We start from the raw sequence: 19,268 nt of genomic DNA on the forward strand, positions 1-19,268 counted from the left end.
ACCGGCGGCCGCGTCGAAGAATGACCGCGTATCGAGTGGTTAAGAAGAAAAGGGCGCACGGTGGATGCCTTGGCACTAGGAGCCGATGAAGGACGCGACGAACGGCGAAACGCTCCGGGGAGCTGTACGTAAGCTTTGATCCGGAGATGTCCGAATGGGGGAACCCGCCTTCCGTCATGGGAAGGCGTCCGGCCGCTGAACACATAGGCGGCGGACGGTAGACCCGGAGAACTGAAACATCTTAGTACCCGGAGGAAGAGAAAGCAAACGCGATTTCCCGAGTAGCGGCGAGCGAAACGGAATCAGCCCAAACCGGGATGCTTGCATCCCGGGGTTGTAGGACCCCCGCACGGCAGGCGGGGAGGATAGGCGAAGCGGCCTGGAACGGCCCGCCAGAGACGGTAACAGCCCGGTAGCCGGCATCCTCCCCCCGCCGGGGGTATCCTGAGTACGACGGGACACGAGAAATCCCGTCGGAAGCTGGGAGGACCATCTCCCAAGGCTAAATACTCCCTAGTGACCGATAGTGAACCAGTACCGTGAGGGAAAGGTGAAAAGCACCCCGGAAGGGGAGTGAAACAGATCCTGAAACCGTGTGCCTACAAGAAGTCGGAGCCCGTTAAGGGGTGACGGCGTGCCTTTTGTAGAATGAACCGGCGAGTTACGCTCGTCTGCAAGGTTAAGCCGCAAAGGCGGAGCCGCAGCGAAAGCGAGTCTGAAGAGGGCGATCAAGTAGGCGGGCGTAGACCCGAAACCAGGTGATCTACCCATGACCAGGGTGAAGGCCAGGTAACACTGGCTGGAGGCCCGAACCCACGCAAGTTGAAAATTGCGGGGATGAGTCGTGGGTAGCGGTGAAATGCCAATCGAACCTGGAGATAGCTGGTTCTCCCCGAAATAGCTTTAGGGCTAGCCTCGGGTACGAGAGTCCTGGAGGTAGAGCACTGATTGGACGAGGGGTCCTTCCCGGATTACCGAATTCAGTCAAACTCCGAATGCCAGCGACTTGCTGCCCGGGAGTCAGACGGCGAGTGCTAAGATCCGTCGTCGAGAGGGAAACAGCCCAGACCACCGGCTAAGGTCCCTAAGTCTGCGTTAAGTGGAAAAGGATGTGGAGTTGCTTAGACAACTAGGATGTTGGCTTAGAAGCAGCCATCATTGAAAGAGTGCGTAATAGCTCACTAGTCGAGTGACTCTGCGCCGACAATGTACCGGGGCTAAACGCAGCACCGAAGCCGTGGACTCTCCCGCATGGGAGAGATGGTAGGGGAGCGTTCCAGGGGCCCCGAAGCCGGACCGTGAGGACCGGTGGAGCGCCTGGAAGTGAGAATGCCGGTATGAGTAGCGAAAAGAAGGGTGAGAATCCCTTCCGTCGAAAACCCAAGGTTTCCTGAGGAAGGCTCGTCCGCTCAGGGTTAGTCGGGTCCTAAGCCGAGGCCGATAGGCGTAGGCGATGGAAAACAGGTTGATATTCCTGTACCACCTCCGTTCCATTTGAGTGATGGGGGGACGCAGGCAGGCACGGCCGCGCGCTAATGGACATGCGCGTTGAAGCTGGCAAGGCCGGGGGAGCGGCAAATCCCTCCCCCAGACGGCCAAGCGGTGACCAGGAGGGCCCTACGGGGCCCGAAGGGCCGGCACCTACCCTGCCAAGAAAAGCCTCTAGCGAGGAACGTGGTGCCCGTACCGTAAACCGACACAGGTAGGTGGGATGAGTATTCTAAGACGCGCGGGAAAACTCTCGTTAAGGAACTCGGCAAAAGGACCCCGTAACTTCGGGAGAAGGGGTGCTCCCCGGGGTGCATAGCCCCAGGGAGCCGCAGTGAAAGGGCCCAAGCGACTGTTTATCAAAAACACAGGTCTCTGCGAAGCCGTAAGGCGAAGTATAGGGGCTGACACCTGCCCGGTGCTGGAAGGTTAAGAGGAGGCGTTATCCCCCTCCGGGGGGAGAAGCGCCGAATTGAAGCCCCAGTAAACGGCGGCCGTAACTATAACGGTCCTAAGGTAGCGAAATTCCTTGTCGGGTAAGTTCCGACCCGCACGAAAGGTGCAACGACTTGGGCACTGTCTCAACGAGAGACCCGGTGAAATTATAATACCTGTGAAGATGCAGGTTCCCCGCGACAGGACGGAAAGACCCCATGGAGCTTTACTGTAGCTTGACATTGGATGTGGGTACCACTTGTACAGGATAGGTAGGAGCCATCGAATCCGGACCGCCAGGTTCGGAGGAGGCGCTGGTGGGATACTACCCTGGTGGTATCGACATTCTAACCGCAGGCCGTGATCCGGCCTCGGGACCGTGTCAGGTGGGCAGTTTGACTGGGGCGGTCGCCTCCCAAACAGTAACGGAGGCGCCCAATGGTTCCCTCAGAATGGTCGGACATCATTCGCAGAGTGCAAAGGCACAAGGGAGCTTGACTGCGAGACCCACAAGTCGAGCAGGGACGAAAGTCGGGCTTAGTGATCCGGCGGCACCGCATGGAAGGGCCGTCGCTCAACGGATAAAAGCTACCCTGGGGATAACAGGCTAATCTCTCCCAAGAGTTCACATCGACGGGGAGGTTTGGCACCTCGATGTCGGCTCATCGCATCCTGGGGCTGAAGTAGGTCCCAAGGGTTGGGCTGTTCGCCCATTAAAGCGGTACGCGAGCTGGGTTCAGAACGTCGTGAGACAGTTCGGTCCCTATCCGTCGCGGGCGCAGGAAAGGTGAAAGGAGCTGTCCTTAGTACGAGAGGACCGGGATGGACACACCGCTGGTGTACCAGTTGTTCCGCCAGGAGCACTGCTGGGTAGCTACGTGTGGACGGGATAAGTGCTGAAAGCATCTAAGCATGAAGCCCCCCTTAAGATGACCTTTCCCCTCTACGGAGATAAGACCCCTTGGAGATGACGAGGTAGATAGGTCCGGCGTGGACGCATGGCGACATGTGCAGCGGACGGATACTAATCGGTCGAAGTCTTATCCACGCTCAGCACGATACGCGGCGGTGGCCGCGGTCTCGGTATTTGGTTGTCAGGGCCCGACGGGCCGGTCCGGTGGCAACAGCGAAGAGGTCCCACCCGTTCCCATGCCGAACACGGAAGTTAAGCTCTTCAGCGTTGATGATAGCCGGGGGCTCTCCCCCCGTGAAAGTAGATCGCTGCCGGGCGAGCTAAACCGTTTCCCTTTTCGGAGGGGAGCGGTTTTTTTATATGAGAAAGCTTTAAACAAAGCAAAAAAGATAGGATATAATGAAGGAAAGGATGTGACTTAGATGGAGCAGTGGTTGGAATATGAATCAGTCATTATACTAATTCGTTTAATTCTTGCTGCTTTTTTGGCGGGAGTGATAGGAATTGAGCGGGAATCGAAAGGCCATCCAGCTGGTTTTCGAACCCATCTGCTGGTTGGGACCGGTTCCTGTTTGGTGATGCTGCTTGCTTTATTTGGCTTTCAGGACTATTTAAACCAAAACGGGGATCTGGTTGCTTATGATCCTTCGCGTTTGGCTTCTTATGTAATAAGTGGGATTGGCTTCCTCGGTGCTGGTACCATTATAGTTCAGGGAGCTTCTATACGGGGGCTGACTACTGCTGCTTCCATCTGGACAGTCGCTGCTATCGGCCTAACCATAGGGGCAGGAATGTTTTTTGCTGGTATTGCTGCGACGGTCATTGTATTGACAAGTCTTATCTTTCTAAATCACGTAGACAAATGGTTTAAAAACGTTTCTGATACGGACGTATTGTTTATAGCTATGGACAAAAAAGCAAACGAGCTCGGCGAGGCGATTCAGCGTCTCGAAAGCATGGAGGTTCAAGTTCAAAAAATAAAAGGGAAAGAATTCGACGAAGACGAAGCTCTTCTTCATTATTATATTAAACTTCATCTACCAGAGGGTATAGCTGAAACAGAACTGTATCAATCTTTATATAAAGTAGAGAGCATAAAAGAAATAGAATTGAATCCGTCCTATGATTAGCATATCTCAGGGCGGATTTTTCTTTTTGCCCTTCTCTAGCTTGAAAACAATTGAATAATATTATATATTATAGTCAAAGATAGTCAAAATCAATTTTTTGATAATAGCAAGACGAACCGGGGCGGAGAGGAGGTCGCGGGAATGAAAAGCATGTCTGATGTTATTGAAAATTATTTAAAACAAATTTTAACACAGAGTGAACAGGATCTAATTGAAATTAAAAGAAGTGAACTTGCAAAGCGCTTTGAGTGTGTCCCCTCTCAGATTAATTATGTCATAAGCACTCGTTTTACTATTGAAAAAGGCTATGTAGTAGAGAGTAAACGTGGCGGTGGCGGGTATATACGAATTACAAGGGCTAAAATTTCAGATCACGCAGAGCTGCTTCGCCAAGTTTCAGATCTTGTGGGCCACGGTATTGATCAAAGAACGGCAGAGAGTGTTATTATGCGTTTATTTGAGGAAAAAGTGGTGAATAAGCGTGAAGCAAATTTAATGCTTGCGGCAGTTGATAGGTCTATACTGGCTTTGAAGTATCCAGAAGAAAGGGATATTGTTCGTGCGCGGATCATGCAAGCTATGATAGAAAGTCTGCGCTATGAATAAGGGGAGGGAAGAGATATGATCTGTCAGAATTGCGGTCAGCGTCCGGCCTCTTTGCATTACACGAAAATCGTTAATGGAGCTAAAACAGAGCTTCATTTATGCGAAGAGTGTGCAAAAGAACAAGGGGAATCTTCTGAAACGGAGCATTCTTTCATGTCAGCTGCCGGTGGCTATACAATCCAGGACTTGTTATCGGACTTATTAAACATGGATCAGCCTAGTACTACTGGAAACGCCGGGAAGAAACAGCCGAAAAAAGCAAACACAACCCGGCCGCTGACATGTGACAACTGCGGACTGACGTATAAACAGTTCACTCAATCCGGTCGATTGGGTTGTGCTCATTGTTATCACGCGTTTGAATCGAAACTGACACCTGTTTTTCGTCGGGTACACAGCGGCAATACCCATCATACCGGCAAGGTTCCAAAACACAGGCATGAGAAGCTGTATGCCCAAAGGGAGCTGGAGGAGAAAAGACGACAGATTAACATTTTTGTCCAAAATGAAGAGTTTGAAAAAGCTGCGGAATTAAGAGACGAAATCCGTGCCCTTGAAAAGCAGTTTCAAGGAAGGGAGGAAGACAGCTGATGGCATCCGAACAATTTTTTTCAGAAGCGATCAGTCCGTGGATGCAGGAAGGTCCAGGGCCGGAAGGCGATATTGCTCTCAGCACCCGGGTCCGGCTTGCCCGTAACATAGAGCAATATCCCTTCCCTGTTTTTGCTTCAGAAGAAGCAAGTGCAACACTTCTGCGCTATGCTTCTTCCACTCTATTGAATCAATCAAAAGAAGTAGGCTTCCTTGAAGCGTTGAATATGAATGAGCTTCGCCCGAATGAACGGCAGGTACTGGTGGAAAAGCATCTTGTCAGCCCCTATTTAATAAAAAACATGGCACATAGTGCTGTTCTTTTGAATAACGATGAATCAATCAGTATCATGGTTAATGAGGAAGATCATTTACGTCTTCAATGTCTGAGTAACGGCATGCAGCTTGAAGAATGTTACAATGAAGCTGACCGTCTCGATGATTGGGCGGAAGCCAACCTTACCTATGCGTTTGACGAAAGGCTCGGTTACTTAACAAGCTGCCCGACAAATGTAGGAACAGGTATGAGAGCTTCAGTAATGGTACACCTGCCTGCTTTAGTCTGGACCAACCAGCTTAGCCGTATTCTTCCGGCTATTCACCAGATTGGTCTTGTCGTAAGAGGCATTTACGGAGAAGGCAGTGAAGCACTTGGCAACCTTTTTCAAATTTCCAACCAGATGACATTAGGAAAATCTGAAAAAGATATCATTGAAGATCTGCGCGGTGTAGTAATGCAGGTGATTCAAAGAGAACGCCACGCACGCGAGTCTCTGCTCAGCTCTTCAAGAATAAAGCTCGAAGACCGGGTGTTCAGGTCTTACGGCATCCTTGCCTACAGCCGTACGATGACAACCAAAGAAGCTGCCAACCGTTTATCAGACGTTAGGCTTGGTATCGACCTGGATTTAATTAAAGGGATTTCGGGTAATATTTTAAATGAACTTATGTTACTGACTCAGCCTGGTTTTCTTGAGCAGTATGCAGGAGAATCACTGACTCAAGAAGAAGCAGATATAAGACGGGCAAGTGTGATCCGTGAAAGAATAAAACTTGAACTATAGATTTACCAATGCGTAGGAGGTGCATGCAACATGATGTTTGGCCGTTTTACAGAACGAGCGCAAAAAGTATTGGCGCTAGCTCAGGAAGAAGCTATCCGCCTTGGCCATAATAATATAGGAACAGAACACATTCTTCTTGGTTTAGTGCGTGAAGGTGAGGGCATTGCGGCGAAAGCCCTTCAAGCATTGAATTTGGATACAGACCAGATTCAGCAGGAAGTAGAAACCCTTATTGGTACTGGGCAACAGGGATCGAAAACGATTCATTACACTCCACGGGCGAAAAAAGTTATTGAGCTTTCCATGGATGAAGCGAGAAAACTTGGGCATTCCTATGTAGGAACAGAGCACATTCTGCTTGGCTTAATCCGTGAAGGAGAAGGGGTTGCAGCCCGGGTGCTGAATAATCTTGGCGTCAGCCTGAATAAAGCCCGGCAGCAGGTGCTTCAGCTTCTCGGAAGCAATGAAGGTGCTTCGAGTTCTGGAAGCCAGCAGGCTCCTGGAGCAGGGGGAAGCGCCAATACGCCTACCCTGGACAGCTTAGCAAGAGACCTGACGGCAGTAGCTAAAGAAGAAGGCCTCGATCCGGTCATAGGAAGAAGCCAGGAAATTGAACGTGTTATTCAGGTATTAAGCCGCCGGACAAAAAACAACCCGGTTCTTATCGGGGAGCCTGGTGTAGGTAAAACAGCTATCGCTGAAGGCCTGGCATTGTCGATCGTCTCTAATGAAGTTCCAGAAACGCTTCGGAATAAACGGGTCATGACTCTCGATATGGGCACAGTCGTTGCCGGCACGAAATATCGCGGGGAATTTGAAGACCGCTTGAAAAAAGTAATGGAAGAAATCCGCCAGTCTGGAAATGTGCTGCTGTTCATTGACGAACTGCATACCTTAATTGGCGCCGGCGGTGCAGAGGGTGCGATTGACGCATCGAACATTCTGAAGCCGTCCCTTGCGCGTGGAGAGCTGCAGTGCATTGGTGCAACTACACTGGATGAATACCGCAAATATATTGAAAAAGATGCTGCTCTTGAGCGTCGTTTTCAGCCAATTCAAGTAGATGAACCGACCCTCGAGGAATCTATTCAAATTCTCGCGGGGCTGAGAGACCGTTATGAAGCCCACCACCGGGTAACTATCGGGGACGAAGCCATCGAACAGGCAGTTAAATTATCTGACCGGTACATTTCAGACCGTTTCCTGCCGGATAAAGCAATCGATCTAATCGATGAAGCGGGTTCACGGGTGCGTCTGCGTTCCTATACAGCACCACCCAACCTAAAAGAACTTGAACAAAACCTCGAGGAAACACGCAAGGAAAAAGATGCGGCTGTTCAAAGCCAGGAATTTGAAAAAGCGGCTTCCCTTCGTGATTCCGAGCAGCGGCTGCGCGCAGAAGTCGAAGAAATGAAAAATGAATGGAAAGAAAAGCAGGGACAGGAGAACTCTGCGATTACGACAGAGGATATTGCTCAGGTTGTTTCGAGCTGGACAGGCGTACCGGTATCCAAGCTTGCGGAAGAAGAGACGGACCGCCTGCTTCATATGGAAGACATTCTGCATAACCGGGTTGTCGGTCAGGATGAAGCAGTCAATGCTATTTCCAAAGCCGTGCGCCGTGCCCGTGCAGGCTTGAAAGACCCGAAACGGCCGATTGGCTCCTTTATCTTTCTCGGACCTACGGGTGTAGGTAAAACAGAGCTGGCACGTGCTGTAGCGGAAACACTATTTGGAGACGAAGAATCAATTATCCGCATTGATATGTCCGAATATATGGAACGCCACGCAACGAGCCGCCTGGTCGGTTCCCCTCCAGGCTATGTCGGCTATGAAGAAGGCGGCCAGCTGACAGAAAAAGTGCGTCGTAATCCGTACTCCGTTATTTTGCTCGACGAGATTGAAAAGGCGCACCCGGAAGTATTTAACATCCTGCTTCAAGTACTTGAAGATGGGTTTCTCACCGACTCCAAAGGACGCCGGGTCGATTTTAGAAATACAGCATTGATCCTGACATCGAACGTCGGGGCAAGCACTCTCCGCCAAAATAAAAGCGTCGGCTTTGCCGCTCAGTCAACCGAGCAGAAATTCGACGATATGCGTGACAAAATCATGGGCGAGCTGAAAAACACATTCCGTCCTGAATTTATTAACCGCCTGGACGAAATCATTGTCTTCCACAGTTTGGAAAAAGAGCATATCAAAAAGATTGTGCGCTTAATGACCGAACAGCTTAAAAAACGTGTGGAAGAACACGGCATCAGCGTTGAAATTACCGAAGCAGCGCTCGATAAAATTGCTGATGAAGGTTTTGATCCTGAATACGGGGCCCGGCCGCTCAGACGTGCTCTGCAGCGTCACGTGGAAGATCGTTTATCCGATGAGCTCCTCAAAGGCACGCTTCAAGAAGGCAGTACCGCTGTCATTGATGTGAAAGACGATGAGTTCATTGTTGAAACGAAATCAGGCACGGCAAAAGCGCAATAAGGTTATAATCGAAACAGCTGCCTTGTGGCATATTGATGTCAGGGGGCAGCTGTTTTTCTTTTTATGAATACAAATTAGAGTGAAATCGAAACGAAAACGGGTGCTTCCCGTAGTAAAAGAGGAGGATCGTATGGCAAAAACGAAAACAAAATTTGTCTGCCAGGAATGTGGGTATGAAACGCAAAAGTGGATGGGGCGCTGTCCGGCCTGCAACAACTGGAATACGATGGTAGAGGAAAAAGAAGCTCCGGCATCAAAATCAAGCCGCCGCCCGGCGGCAAATGTGTTCAGTGAAGCCGACAAGCCGACACCAATTACCCGGGTAACCGGGGAAAAAGAAAACCGCATTTCAACGTCTGTAGAAGAATTAAACAGAGTATTAGGGGGAGGCATCGTGCCGGGATCGCTAGTACTGGTTGGGGGCGACCCTGGGATCGGAAAGTCGACGCTGCTTCTTCAGGTATCTGCCCTGCTTGCTTCCCAGAAGTATCGTGTGCTTTATGTTTCCGGAGAGGAATCGGTAAAGCAGACAAAAATGAGAGCGGAACGGCTCGGAGTGGAAGCAGATACGCTGTTTGTCTTTACAGAAACAAACATGGAACGGATCGAAGCGGCGATGGAAGAAGTGAAGCCTGACCTTGTAATTATTGATTCGATTCAGACAGTGCACTCGGATGAAATCCAGTCGGCCCCTGGGAGCGTAGCCCAAGTACGTGAATCGACGTCGACATTTATGCATATCGCAAAAAATCAGGGCATTGCTGTATTCGTTGTCGGCCATATGACCAAGCAGGGGTCCATTGCCGGACCGAAAATGCTCGAGCATATGGTAGATTCCGTGCTTTACTTTGAAGGCGAACAGCATAATACGTATCGGATCTTGCGGGCTGTAAAAAACAGGTTCGGCTCGACGAATGAGATCGGTATATTCGAAATGAAGGAAACAGGACTGAAGGAAGTAACAAACCCCTCTGAAATCTTTCTCGAAGAACGAACCGAGGGTACGTCAGGCTCAGCAGTAGTAGCCTCTTTGGAAGGTACCCGGCCGGTGCTTGTGGAACTGCAGGCGCTAATTGCTCCTACGAGCTACGCATACCCGCGCCGGACAGCTACGGGCATCGACCAGAACCGGATTGCACTTCTGATGGCGGTGCTCGAAAAACGCCTCGGTATGCTTCTTCAAAACCAAGATGCTTATATTAATGTTGCCGGGGGAGTGAAGCTCGACGAGCCGGCGGTTGACCTTGGTATTGCGATATGCGTTGCCTCAAGCTTTCGGAATCAATCAACGAATCCGGGAGATATTGTAATGGGGGAAGTCGGGCTGACCGGGGAGATCCGGCGCATTTCCCGGGTGGAGGAACGCGTGAAAGAAGCAGCAAAGCTCGGATTTTCGCGAGCGATTATTCCATCAAAAAATATTGGCGGGTGGACATTTCCGGAAGGCATTCAGGTAATAGGCGTAAAGACGCTTGAAGAAGCACTGGACGCTGCGCTTGATCCGGCCCCGCTCGGATAGATAGGAAGATGAAGGTCCTGTTCGTTTTCCAGGATCTTCTCTATCCTTTTTCCTAATAATTAAGAAAATTCAACAATCTTATGAATATATTGTATCAAATTGTCCAAAGTTGTGATAAATATGGCGTTAGTGGTTTGTACGGAGAGAAAAATGTTTATAATATCCTTAAGGAGGTGCATGGAAAGTGTTGGAAAAGATTGTACAGTTATTTTTTGTTCTTGCCGGTATTACGTTAGGTTTCCTTTATATTCCTGAACTTATCTCATTATTTCCTTTTTATACTTTTCCTGACTGGGTGTATAATGCCTATATCGGTGCAATTGCAGGGGCTATTGTTGTTGGATTTGTGTTTTGGGCTATTAGTTTGTGGGTGGCAAGACCAATTGTCAACGGCATGCGCTTTTTAGAAGAAAAAGTCGTGAAGGCACCTGTTACAGACGTGTTATTCGGGACGCTAGGCCTGATTTTCGGCCTGGTGGTTGCCTTTCTCATTTCTCTTCCGCTTAATTCAATCCGTATTCCAGTAATTGATTCCGTTCTGCCCTTGTTTTTATCCTTTTTCTGTGGCTACTTCGGCTTTCAGATTGGTTTTAAAAAGCGTGATGAACTGCTGGGCCTTTTTTCGACCTCAAAAAACGCTGCTGCGAAGGAAGAAGCAGCGCTGGACGCTGCAGCAACCTCGGAAGAAAATCAGGCGTGGGAGAAACTGCTTGATACGAGCGTAATTATTGACGGGCGCATTGCGGATATTTGTCAGTCAGGGTTTATTGAAGGAAAACTGGTAATTCCGGAATTTGTGCTTGAAGAGCTTCAGCATATTGCGGATTCTTCGGATGTGTTAAAGCGCAACCGGGGCCGGCGGGGTCTTGATATTTTAAATCGCATTCAAAAGGAGCTTCCTATTGAAGTAGAGATTACGGACACCGATTTTGAAGATATTCATGAAGTGGACAGCAAGCTGGTAAAACTCGCGAAAGTGCGGAATGGCATTGTCGTTACCAATGATTTTAATTTAAACAAAGTATGCGACCTCCAAGGCGTTAGTGTGTTAAATATTAATGACCTGGCGAACGCCGTCAAACCAGTCGTTCTTCCCGGCGAAGAAATGCTGGTCCAGGTAATCAAAGACGGAAAAGAACAGAGCCAGGGCATCGGATACTTAGACGATGGCACGATGATTGTAGTCGAAAGCGGCAAAGGCTATATCGGCCAGGAAATAGAAGTGGTAGTTACAAGTGTCCTGCAGACGAGTGCTGGACGGATGATATTTGCCAAACCAAAGGTATCAAAGCGCGAAAAAGCTTTATAAGGAAATGCCCTGTGCCTGCACAGGGTTTTTTTGTGCGGATTTTTCCAGGTTATACAGAACTGTCAGCTTTTCCTTCAGAGAAAGTTTTGGTAAAATTAATGTTTGATAAGCGGTACGGTAGAATAATAAGGGCGTTTTATGGGTACTAGCATATTATTAACAAGCGGACTTTGCTTTAAGAGCGGAGCAAATGCGATACATACACTGGTAACACAATGTCGTGAAATTGGAGAGGTACTATGAACTATGCGGTAGTCATTCCTGCAGCCGGCCAGGGGAAGCGAATGCAGGCGGGCCATAATAAACAGTTTCTCGTTTTAGAAGAACGGCCATTAATAATTCATACTGCATCTGTTTTCGAGCAGGATCCGTGGTGTAAAGAAATTATTGTTGTTGCCAATGCTTCAGAAATTTATGATATGGAAGAGCTTTTTAAGGAGTGGGGCATAAGGAAAGTGAAGCAGGTGGTCGTTGGTGGAAACGAGCGCCAGAACAGTGTACATGAAGGATTGAAATGCCTTATCCCTGAGCATCAGGTCGTTTTGGTCCATGACGGGGCCCGCCCGTTTGTGGAGCAGGCCGATATTCACCGTCTCGTGGAACAGGCAGAGCAGACCGGAGCCGCAGTACTTGGTACAAAAATGAAAGACACCGTTAAACGTACAGATGGAGAGAAAGTGCTTGAGACGATTGACCGCTCGAGTTTATGGGCTGTACAGACTCCGCAGGCGTTTCAGGCTGCAGTGGTGACGGAAGCCTACGATTACGCTGCCGCTCATCAGATTATTGGGACAGACGACACCAGTCTGGTGGAATATATGGGCCGGCCGGTAAAAATTGTCGAGGGGAGCTATGATAATATCAAGCTGACCACCCCTGAAGACATGGTGGTGGCCCGTGCGATTTTGCAGAAGCGAAGAGAGGGAAAAAGGTAATGAGAATAGGACATGGATATGATGTACATCAGCTGCAGGAAGGCCGTCCTTTAATCCTTGGGGGCATAGACATTCCTCATGATAAAGGGCTCCTGGGGCATTCGGATGCAGACGTTTTACTTCATGCAGTGACAGATGCGATACTGGGGGCAGTCGGTCTGGGCGATATCGGCAAGCATTTTCCAGACACAGATCCCGAGTTTAAAGATGCTGATTCCGCGGAGCTGCTTGCGCATGTCTGCAGTCTTGTAAAAGCTAAGGGATGGAAACTGGGAAATGTCGACGCGACCATACTCGCCGAGAAACCAAAAATGGCTCCACATATACCAGAGATGAAAAAGAAGATCAGTAAACTGCTTGAAGCAGAGGCAGACGACCAGGTGAACGTAAAGGCGACTACTACAGAAAAGCTTGGATTTGTCGGCCGAAAAGAAGGCATTGCTGCTCATGCGGTGGTCCTTCTGCAGCCAGCTGATTAAATATATGAAAAAACGTGTGAGATAAAAAGGAATTCTACGGAGGGTGAAGGAAATGAGTGAAAAAGTACGTGTAAGGTTTGCTCCGAGTCCGACTGGCCATCTTCATATTGGCGGGGCGCGCTCGGCACTGTTTAATTATTTATTCGCCAGAAGCCAGGGCGGCGATTTTATTCTACGCATTGAAGACACAGACCAGGAGCGTAATGTGGAAGACGCTACTTCTCGTTTAATGGAAAGCCTGCGCTGGCTGGGAATCGAATGGGATGAAAGCGTAGATGTTGGCGGCCCGCATGCGCCCTATCAGTCGATGGAACGCATTGACCTGTACAAAGAATACGTGCAGCGTCTTCTTGATGAGGGCAAAGCCTATTATGATTATATGACAGAAGAAGAGCTCGCCCAGGAAAGGGAAGAGCAGATGGCCCGCGGCGAAGCCCCGAAATACAGCGGGCGTGACCGCGACCTTACCCCGGAACAGCGAAAAGCATACGAAGACCAGGGGATTAAACCTGTCGTTCGTTTCCGCGTGCCGGAAGGGAAAAGCGTGATTATCGATGATGTTGTCAGAGGAAACGTCATTTTCGACTCTAACGACATCGGAGACTTTGTTATTGCCCGTAAAGACGGCATACCGACCTATAACTTTGCGGTAGTAATTGATGATCATCTGATGGAAATTTCACACGTCATTCGTGCAGAAGAGCATCTTTCCAACACCCCGCGCCAGGCACTGGTCTACGATGCTTTTGATTGGGAAAAGCCACGCTTTGCCCATGCCTCACTGATTTTGAATCCCAACCGCCAAAAAATGAGCAAGCGGGACGGCTCGGTAATCCAATTTGTAGAACAGTACCGTGATCTTGGATACCTGCCGGAAGCCATCGTAAACTTCCTGGCGCTGCTCGGCTGGTCTCCAAAAGGCGAAGAAGAACTGTTTTCTATTGAAGAGTTAAAAGAGCAGTTTTCGCTGGAGCGGGTGTCCAAAGCCCCGGCGGTCTTTGATACGGACAAGCTCGCCTGGATGAACAACCAGTATGTGAAAGAGGCAGATACAGAGCGCCTGACGCTCCTTGCGCTTCCGCACCTGCAGGAAGCAGGAAAGCTGCCGTCAAAGCTGTCGGAAGAACAGTATGAGTGGTTGAAGCAGCTTGTGGGAATCTATCAGGAGCAAATGCACTATGCGGCAGAGATTGTTGAATTGACAGACATGTTCTTTAAAACAGAGATTGACTACACTCAGGAGGCCCAGGAAGTCCTTGAGCAAGAGCACGTAAGCACTGTACTGGAGCAATTCTCGAAAGAGCTTGACGAAGCTTCGGATTTTGAACCGGAGACAGTGAAAAAAGCGGTAAAAGCTACCCAGAAAGCGACAGGCTATAAAGGCAAGCAGCTGTTTATGCCGGTCCGTGTGGCGACGACAGGCCAGACGCATGGACCGGAGCTGCCGGTAGCCATTTCACTTCTTGGAAAGAATGTTGTGCAGGCAAGGCTGCAGCAGGTACTATCTTCATAAAATAAATATCGTTAAAACTATGACAGGAAGAAGTAAAAAACAAAAAGCTTTATACAGAGATGCTCTCCAGTGGCTGAGAGAGAGCATAGAGCTGGTTTTTGAAATGCCTCCTGGAGCCCGCTGCTGAACATAGTAGGCAGCGGCGGTGTGCCCCGTTACGGCAGAAAAGAGAAGTGCCGGCTCCGGCGCTTAAGCAGAGTGGAAACGCGCTTTAAAAGCGTCTCTGTGCGAATTCGCACAGAGATGCTTTTTTTATTGATATACTAAGCATATAAATATGAGAGCTTGAGAGCAGGCATAGAAAGTGGGGAAGCACCATGTGGAAAACGCTGAAAAATGATTTGGACGTCGTGTTTGACCAGGATCCGGCGGCACGGAACCGTCTCGAAGTGGTCTTCACGTATGCAGGCGTACACGCTGTATGGTCTCATCGTTTCGCCCATTGGCTGTGGAAGAAAAAAATGTTTTTCTTTTCACGTGTAATTTCACAGCTCAGCCGTTTTATCACCGGGATCGAAATTCATCCTGGCGCTGTGGTTGGTGAACGGCTGTTTATCGACCATGGCATGGGGGTCGTGATCGGAGAAACGTGTGAAATTGGTGATAACGTCACGATTTTCCAGGGCGTCACTTTAGGCGGTACGGGCAAGGAAAAAGGCAAACGGCACCCGACGATTGAAGACCATGTATTGATCGCAAGCGGCGCCAAGGTGCTCGGTTCCATGACGATTGGAAAACACTCCCGCATCGGCGCAGGCTCGGTCGTATTAAACGAAGTGCCGCCAAATTCAACGGTTGTTGGCATTCCAGGGAAGGTGGTTGTTCAGGACGGGGTCAAAATCAACAGAAACTCCCTGGACCATCAGAATCTTCCGGACCCGGTGGCAGACAAGATTCGTTCACTCGAAGCGGAAATCGAAATGCTGAAAGAACGACTCCCGGAACACGAAAATGCAGACAATGAACAATCGGTGAAAGGAAGAGAGCAGTAATGGCCATTCATATATACAATTCATTAACCAATAAAAAAGAGCCGTTTCAGCCGATAGACCCGGACCGGATTACGATGTACGTTTGCGGGCCGACCGTGTACAACTACATTCATATCGGTAATGCACGTCCTGCTATTGTTTTTGATGCCGTCCGCCGCTATTTGATCTACCGTGGTTACAACGTGTACTATGTGTCGAACTTTACTGACGTGGACGACAAGATTATTAAAGCTGCCCAGGAAATGAATGAAGAAGTACCGACGCTTGCTAACCGTTTTATCGATACGTACCTTGAAGACATCGAATCACTCGGAGTGGAAAAAGCGGATCTTCATCCACGGGCAACTGAAACCGTAGAAGAAATGGTTGAATTCATCGAACAGCTGATCGCAAAAGGATTTGCTTATGAATCAAACGGTGATGTGTATTATCGTACGAAGAAATTCAAGGAATACGGGAAGCTTTCCTCGCAGTCTGTCGGAGATCTGCAGATGGGTGCGCGGATTGAAATAGGCGAGCAGAAAGAGGACCCGATGGACTTCACGCTTTGGAAAAAAGCGAAAGAAAACGAAATTGCCTGGGACAGCCCGTGGGGTGAAGGGCGCCCGGGTTGGCATATTGAATGCTCTGCAATGGTGAAAAAGTATATGGGAGACACTATCGATATCCATGCCGGCGGCCAGGACTTAAAATTCCCCCATCATGAAAATGAAATTGCCCAGACTGAAGCATTAACCGGAAAACCGATGGCTCACTACTGGATGCATAACGGCTATATCAATATTAATAACGAAAAGATGTCGAAGTCGCTCGGTAATTTCGTGCTTGTGCATGACATGATTCAACAGCATGACCCGGAAGTAATCCGCTTTTTCATGATGCAGGCTCACTACCGCAATCCTATTAACTTTGATAACGATCTGCTTGAATCAGCAAGAGCCGGGTTGGAACGGCTGCGTTCAACGCTTGAAAATGTTAAACACCGCCGGAGCGAAAGCGTAAACGGGGGCAGCAGTGCAGGACAGGAAGCAGCCGAACGGGCCAAGGCTCGTTTTCTGGAGGAAATGGACGATGATTTCAACACAGCGAACGCTATCAGCGTGCTGTTTGATCTGGCCCGTGAAGCAAACAAATATATGCAGCAGCCACAGACGAGTATTGCTTCGCTGGACGCGATTGTTGAAACGATGACAGACATGGGGAGCGTGCTGGGCGTTTCGTTGGAAAGAGAAGAAGTAATGCTCGATGAAGATATCGAGAAGCTTCTCGAAGAGCGGGTGGCAGCAAGGAAAAATAAAAACTTTGCCCGTGCCGATGAAATCCGGGACCAGCTCGAGAATGATGGAATTTTATTAGAAGATACACCGCAGGGGACACGGTGGAAGAGGAAATAACATGATAAACTATAGTAAAGTAGACGAAAAACAGTTGAACGCTTTGGCGCTTGCATATATGGGAGATGCAGTGCTCGAAACCCATATCCGCCATTATTTAATTTCGGAAGGGAAAGTGCGACCGCAGGAGCTGCATAAGCAGGCCACCTCCTACGTATCAGCTCAGGCCCAGGCGGAAGTGCTTCGGGCCATTTGGGACGAAGGGTATTTAACTGAAGAGGAAACAGCAGTTGCCAGGCGGGGACGAAATGCAAAATCCGGAAGCCTGCCCAAGAATGCGGATCTCGCCACCTATCGTATGAGTACTGCGTTTGAAGCGGTGCTTGGGTATCTATATTTTGCCGGCAGGCAGGAACGGGTAAGTGAAATCATTGCATTTGCGATAGACAAAATACAAGAAAGAGGCCGGTCATTATGAGCCAGGAATGGATTGCCGGGAAAAATCCTGTTATAGAAGCATTAAAAGCCGAACGGAAAATCGAAAAAATTATGATTGCAGACACCTCCAAAAAAGGGGCAGCACAGGAAATTCGTGCTCTGGCAGGAAAAAAGGGGATAACGGTTCAGGAAGTTTCAAAGAAAAAACTCGATGAGCTTGATGCAGGCGTCCATCAGGGAGTAGCGGCTGCGGTCCCTGCTTACCAGTATGCAGGACTGGATGATTTGTTCCGTACAGCAGAAAAGCAGAACGAGGATCCATTTTTTCTCGTGTTGGACGGTGTGGAAGATCCTCACAATCTGGGCTCCATGATACGGACAGCAAACGCCTCCGGTGTACATGGCGTCATCATTCCGAAAAGACGTGCGGCCGGCGTGACCCAGACCGTGGTAAAAACATCGGCGGGAGCAGTAGAGTATGTGCCGGTAGTCCGGGTGACAAACATCAATAAAACACTCGATGAATTAAAGGATAAAGGTCTCTGGGTAGCCGGGACGGGGACAGAAAATGCTTCTGATTACAGGGAGATGCAGGCGGAGATGCCGCTTGCGCTGGTCATTGGAAATGAAGGAAAGGGGCTGAGCCGGCTCGTAAAGGAATCCTGCGACTTCCTGATCCAGATCCCGATGCACGGTCCGGTTACTTCCTTGAACGCTTCCGTTGCCGGAGGTATTCTAATGTATGAAGTGCTGCGCAAGCGCCAGGAGAAGGGAAGGCATACACCATGAAGGACATTCTTCTCGTAGATGGGTACAATGTGATTGGCGACTGGCCGGAGCTGAAGCCGCTCCGTGCCGGACACCTGGAAGAAGCACGGGACCGCCTCATTGATGTGATGGCGGAGTACCAGGCGTATAAAGGATGGAGAGTTATCATTGTTTTTGATGCCCATATGGTCCCCGGAATCGGAAAAAACTATCAGCTGAAGCGCGTAGAAGTCGTATACACGAAGGAACACGAGACGGCCGACGAACGTATTGAAAAATTAGTCGGAGAGTTAAAAAACGTGGAAACAAGAGTGCACGTAGCCACCTCGGATTATGCGGAGCAATCAATGACGTTTGGGAGCGGAGCCTTAAGAAAATCAGCAAGGGAGCTCCGGCATGAAGCGAAGCTTGTCGAAAAGGGCATTGAAGAACAGCTTGCAAATCAAAAAAAAGCAATTCATAAGACTACTCTTCCTATCACGGAAGAAATGGCAGAAATTTTCGACAAATGGCGCAAAAGGGATCTGTAGGCAGTTGACGCTCTTATGAACACTCCGATATAATGGTTCCTATATTTATACTACTACGCGCATGGGCGGAGGGATTGTATTGAGTACAGACCTCAAGAAACCGGAACCACGTCAAACTACCCGAACCGAAGATGAAATACTGATTGAATTTGCACGTGCAGGCGATAACCAGGCATTAGAACGACTGATTGAGAAGTACCGGCATCTAGTGCGGGCGAAATCGCGATCGTATTTTCTCATCGGGGGAGATTATGAAGATATCATACAAGAAGGAATGATCGGGCTGTACAAAGCTGTACGAGATTTCCGGGGAGACAAATTATCCTCATTCCGTGCCTTTGCTGAACTATGCATTACAAGGCAGATCATTACAGCTATAAAGACGGCGACGAGACAGAAGCATTCGCCGCTGAACTCATATATCTCCCTGGATAAACCAGTGTATGAAGAAGACTCGGAACGCCCTCTGCTCGATATCTTAGTAGAGACCCACGCCAAAAGTCCGGAAGATTTGCTGATCATCCGGGAAAAGCATGAGGATATGGAAACGAAAATTGGCAGCGTGCTGAGCGAACTGGAGCAGCAGGTGCTGCAGCTTTACATCGATGGCCGTTCCTATCAGGAAATGTCCGGACTGCTTGGAAGAAGGAACAAATCGATCGATAATGCCCTTCAGCGAATCAAGCGAAAACTCGAAAATTGTGAAGAATGGAATGCGTTAATCTCTTGAAAGACGG

General features: G+C 49.1%; 16 protein-coding genes, 2 rRNA genes and 1 other annotated feature. All 18 genes read left to right on the forward strand.

Annotated features, from left to right (window positions below):
• The first annotated feature begins 37 nt into the window (after positions 1 to 37).
• The 18 genes from B5066_RS06055 to sigH all read left to right on the forward strand — a co-directional run bounded on the left by B5066_RS06055 (position 38) and on the right by sigH (position 19,261).
• Positions 38 to 2,971: ribosomal RNA gene (locus B5066_RS06055) — 23S ribosomal RNA — on the forward strand.
• Between the two features lie 65 nt (positions 2,972 to 3,036).
• A 5S ribosomal RNA gene (rrf, locus tag B5066_RS06060) occupies positions 3,037 to 3,153 on the forward strand.
• Positions 3,154 to 3,258: 105 nt separating this feature from the next.
• Complete coding sequence (locus tag B5066_RS06065; protein ID WP_079475077.1) at positions 3,259 to 3,966, forward strand: MgtC/SapB family protein; 708 nt, start codon at positions 3,259 to 3,261, stop codon at positions 3,964 to 3,966.
• A 141-nt stretch (positions 3,967 to 4,107) separates the two neighbouring features.
• Positions 4,108 to 4,572, forward strand: coding sequence for a CtsR family transcriptional regulator (locus B5066_RS06070; protein ID WP_079475078.1), 465 nt, complete (start codon positions 4,108 to 4,110; stop codon positions 4,570 to 4,572).
• Positions 4,573 to 4,587: 15 nt separating this feature from the next.
• The gene (mcsA, locus tag B5066_RS06075) at positions 4,588 to 5,163 is read left to right on the forward strand and encodes a protein-arginine kinase activator protein McsA (protein ID WP_079475079.1); all 576 of its coding nucleotides are present in this window, start codon (positions 4,588 to 4,590) and stop codon (positions 5,161 to 5,163) included.
• Complete coding sequence (gene mcsB / locus B5066_RS06080) at positions 5,163 to 6,227, forward strand: protein-arginine kinase McsB (protein ID WP_079475080.1); 1,065 nt, start codon at positions 5,163 to 5,165, stop codon at positions 6,225 to 6,227. The genes mcsA and mcsB overlap by 1 nt, the downstream gene beginning before the upstream one ends.
• A gap of 30 nt (positions 6,228 to 6,257) precedes the next feature.
• A complete protein-coding gene (clpC, locus tag B5066_RS06085; RefSeq protein ID WP_079475081.1) occupies positions 6,258 to 8,714 on the forward strand; it encodes an ATP-dependent protease ATP-binding subunit ClpC in 2,457 nt (818 codons plus the stop codon).
• Positions 8,715 to 8,844: 130 nt separating this feature from the next.
• Positions 8,845 to 10,233, forward strand: a complete 1,389-nt coding sequence (gene radA, locus B5066_RS06090; RefSeq protein ID WP_079475082.1) for a DNA repair protein RadA — start codon at positions 8,845 to 8,847, stop codon at positions 10,231 to 10,233.
• A 184-nt stretch (positions 10,234 to 10,417) separates the two neighbouring features.
• Positions 10,418 to 11,542 (forward strand): PIN/TRAM domain-containing protein, encoded by a 1,125-nt coding sequence (locus B5066_RS06095; protein ID WP_079475083.1) that lies wholly within the window; start codon positions 10,418 to 10,420, stop codon positions 11,540 to 11,542.
• A 239-nt stretch (positions 11,543 to 11,781) separates the two neighbouring features.
• Positions 11,782 to 12,477 carry a 2-C-methyl-D-erythritol 4-phosphate cytidylyltransferase gene (ispD, locus tag B5066_RS06100; RefSeq protein ID WP_079475084.1) on the forward strand — a complete coding sequence of 232 codons (696 nt, stop codon included), beginning with the start codon at positions 11,782 to 11,784 and terminating at the stop codon, positions 12,475 to 12,477.
• Positions 12,477 to 12,956, forward strand: a complete 480-nt coding sequence (ispF, locus tag B5066_RS06105; protein ID WP_079475085.1) for a 2-C-methyl-D-erythritol 2,4-cyclodiphosphate synthase — start codon at positions 12,477 to 12,479, stop codon at positions 12,954 to 12,956. Before ispD ends, ispF begins: the two co-directional genes overlap by 1 nt.
• Before the next feature lie 52 nt (positions 12,957 to 13,008).
• Positions 13,009 to 14,469 carry a glutamate--tRNA ligase gene (gene gltX / locus B5066_RS06110; RefSeq protein ID WP_079475086.1) on the forward strand — a complete coding sequence of 487 codons (1,461 nt, stop codon included), beginning with the start codon at positions 13,009 to 13,011 and terminating at the stop codon, positions 14,467 to 14,469.
• Between the two features lie 10 nt (positions 14,470 to 14,479).
• Positions 14,480 to 14,697, forward strand: a binding site (T-box leader).
• Positions 14,698 to 14,786: 89 nt separating this feature from the next.
• The gene (epsC, locus tag B5066_RS06115; RefSeq protein WP_079475087.1) at positions 14,787 to 15,461 is read left to right on the forward strand and encodes a serine O-acetyltransferase EpsC; all 675 of its coding nucleotides are present in this window, start codon (positions 14,787 to 14,789) and stop codon (positions 15,459 to 15,461) included.
• Complete coding sequence (gene cysS / locus B5066_RS06120) at positions 15,461 to 16,855, forward strand: cysteine--tRNA ligase (protein WP_079475088.1); 1,395 nt, start codon at positions 15,461 to 15,463, stop codon at positions 16,853 to 16,855. Before epsC ends, cysS begins: the two co-directional genes overlap by 1 nt.
• Before the next feature lies 1 nt (position 16,856).
• Positions 16,857 to 17,273 (forward strand): Mini-ribonuclease 3, encoded by a 417-nt coding sequence (locus B5066_RS06125; protein ID WP_079475089.1) that lies wholly within the window; start codon positions 16,857 to 16,859, stop codon positions 17,271 to 17,273.
• Positions 17,270 to 18,022, forward strand: coding sequence for a 23S rRNA (guanosine(2251)-2'-O)-methyltransferase RlmB (gene rlmB / locus B5066_RS06130; protein ID WP_079475090.1), 753 nt, complete (start codon positions 17,270 to 17,272; stop codon positions 18,020 to 18,022). The genes B5066_RS06125 and rlmB overlap by 4 nt, the downstream gene beginning before the upstream one ends.
• Positions 18,019 to 18,531, forward strand: a complete 513-nt coding sequence (locus B5066_RS06135; protein ID WP_079475091.1) for an NYN domain-containing protein — start codon at positions 18,019 to 18,021, stop codon at positions 18,529 to 18,531. The genes rlmB and B5066_RS06135 overlap by 4 nt, the downstream gene beginning before the upstream one ends.
• 79 nt (positions 18,532 to 18,610) lie before the next feature.
• Positions 18,611 to 19,261 (forward strand): RNA polymerase sporulation sigma factor SigH, encoded by a 651-nt coding sequence (gene sigH / locus B5066_RS06140; RefSeq protein WP_371862279.1) that lies wholly within the window; start codon positions 18,611 to 18,613, stop codon positions 19,259 to 19,261.
• Positions 19,262 to 19,268 lie beyond the last annotated feature (7 nt).

The organism is Marinococcus halophilus, from assembly GCF_900166605.1.
In the GTDB taxonomy this organism is placed as follows: domain Bacteria; phylum Bacillota; class Bacilli; order Bacillales; family Marinococcaceae; genus Marinococcus; species Marinococcus halophilus.

What these genes read in the sequence shown, in the direction of transcription:
- B5066_RS06065 (WP_079475077.1), top strand. Translation starts at nt 3,259, where the DNA reads ATGGAGCAGTGGTTGGAATATGAATCAGTCATTATACTAATTCGTTTA.
- B5066_RS06070 (WP_079475078.1), top strand. Translation starts at nt 4,108, where the DNA reads ATGAAAAGCATGTCTGATGTTATTGAAAATTATTTAAAACAAATTTTA.
- mcsA (WP_079475079.1), top strand. Translation starts at nt 4,588, where the DNA reads ATGATCTGTCAGAATTGCGGTCAGCGTCCGGCCTCTTTGCATTACACG.
- mcsB (WP_079475080.1), top strand. Translation starts at nt 5,163, where the DNA reads ATGGCATCCGAACAATTTTTTTCAGAAGCGATCAGTCCGTGGATGCAG.
- clpC (WP_079475081.1), top strand. Translation starts at nt 6,258, where the DNA reads ATGATGTTTGGCCGTTTTACAGAACGAGCGCAAAAAGTATTGGCGCTA.
- radA (WP_079475082.1), top strand. Translation starts at nt 8,845, where the DNA reads ATGGCAAAAACGAAAACAAAATTTGTCTGCCAGGAATGTGGGTATGAA.
- ispD (WP_079475084.1), top strand. Translation starts at nt 11,782, where the DNA reads ATGAACTATGCGGTAGTCATTCCTGCAGCCGGCCAGGGGAAGCGAATG.
- ispF (WP_079475085.1), top strand. Translation starts at nt 12,477, where the DNA reads ATGAGAATAGGACATGGATATGATGTACATCAGCTGCAGGAAGGCCGT.
- gltX (WP_079475086.1), top strand. Translation starts at nt 13,009, where the DNA reads ATGAGTGAAAAAGTACGTGTAAGGTTTGCTCCGAGTCCGACTGGCCAT.
- epsC (WP_079475087.1), top strand. Translation starts at nt 14,787, where the DNA reads ATGTGGAAAACGCTGAAAAATGATTTGGACGTCGTGTTTGACCAGGAT.
- cysS (WP_079475088.1), top strand. Translation starts at nt 15,461, where the DNA reads ATGGCCATTCATATATACAATTCATTAACCAATAAAAAAGAGCCGTTT.
- B5066_RS06125 (WP_079475089.1), top strand. Translation starts at nt 16,857, where the DNA reads ATGATAAACTATAGTAAAGTAGACGAAAAACAGTTGAACGCTTTGGCG.
- rlmB (WP_079475090.1), top strand. Translation starts at nt 17,270, where the DNA reads ATGAGCCAGGAATGGATTGCCGGGAAAAATCCTGTTATAGAAGCATTA.
- B5066_RS06135 (WP_079475091.1), top strand. Translation starts at nt 18,019, where the DNA reads ATGAAGGACATTCTTCTCGTAGATGGGTACAATGTGATTGGCGACTGG.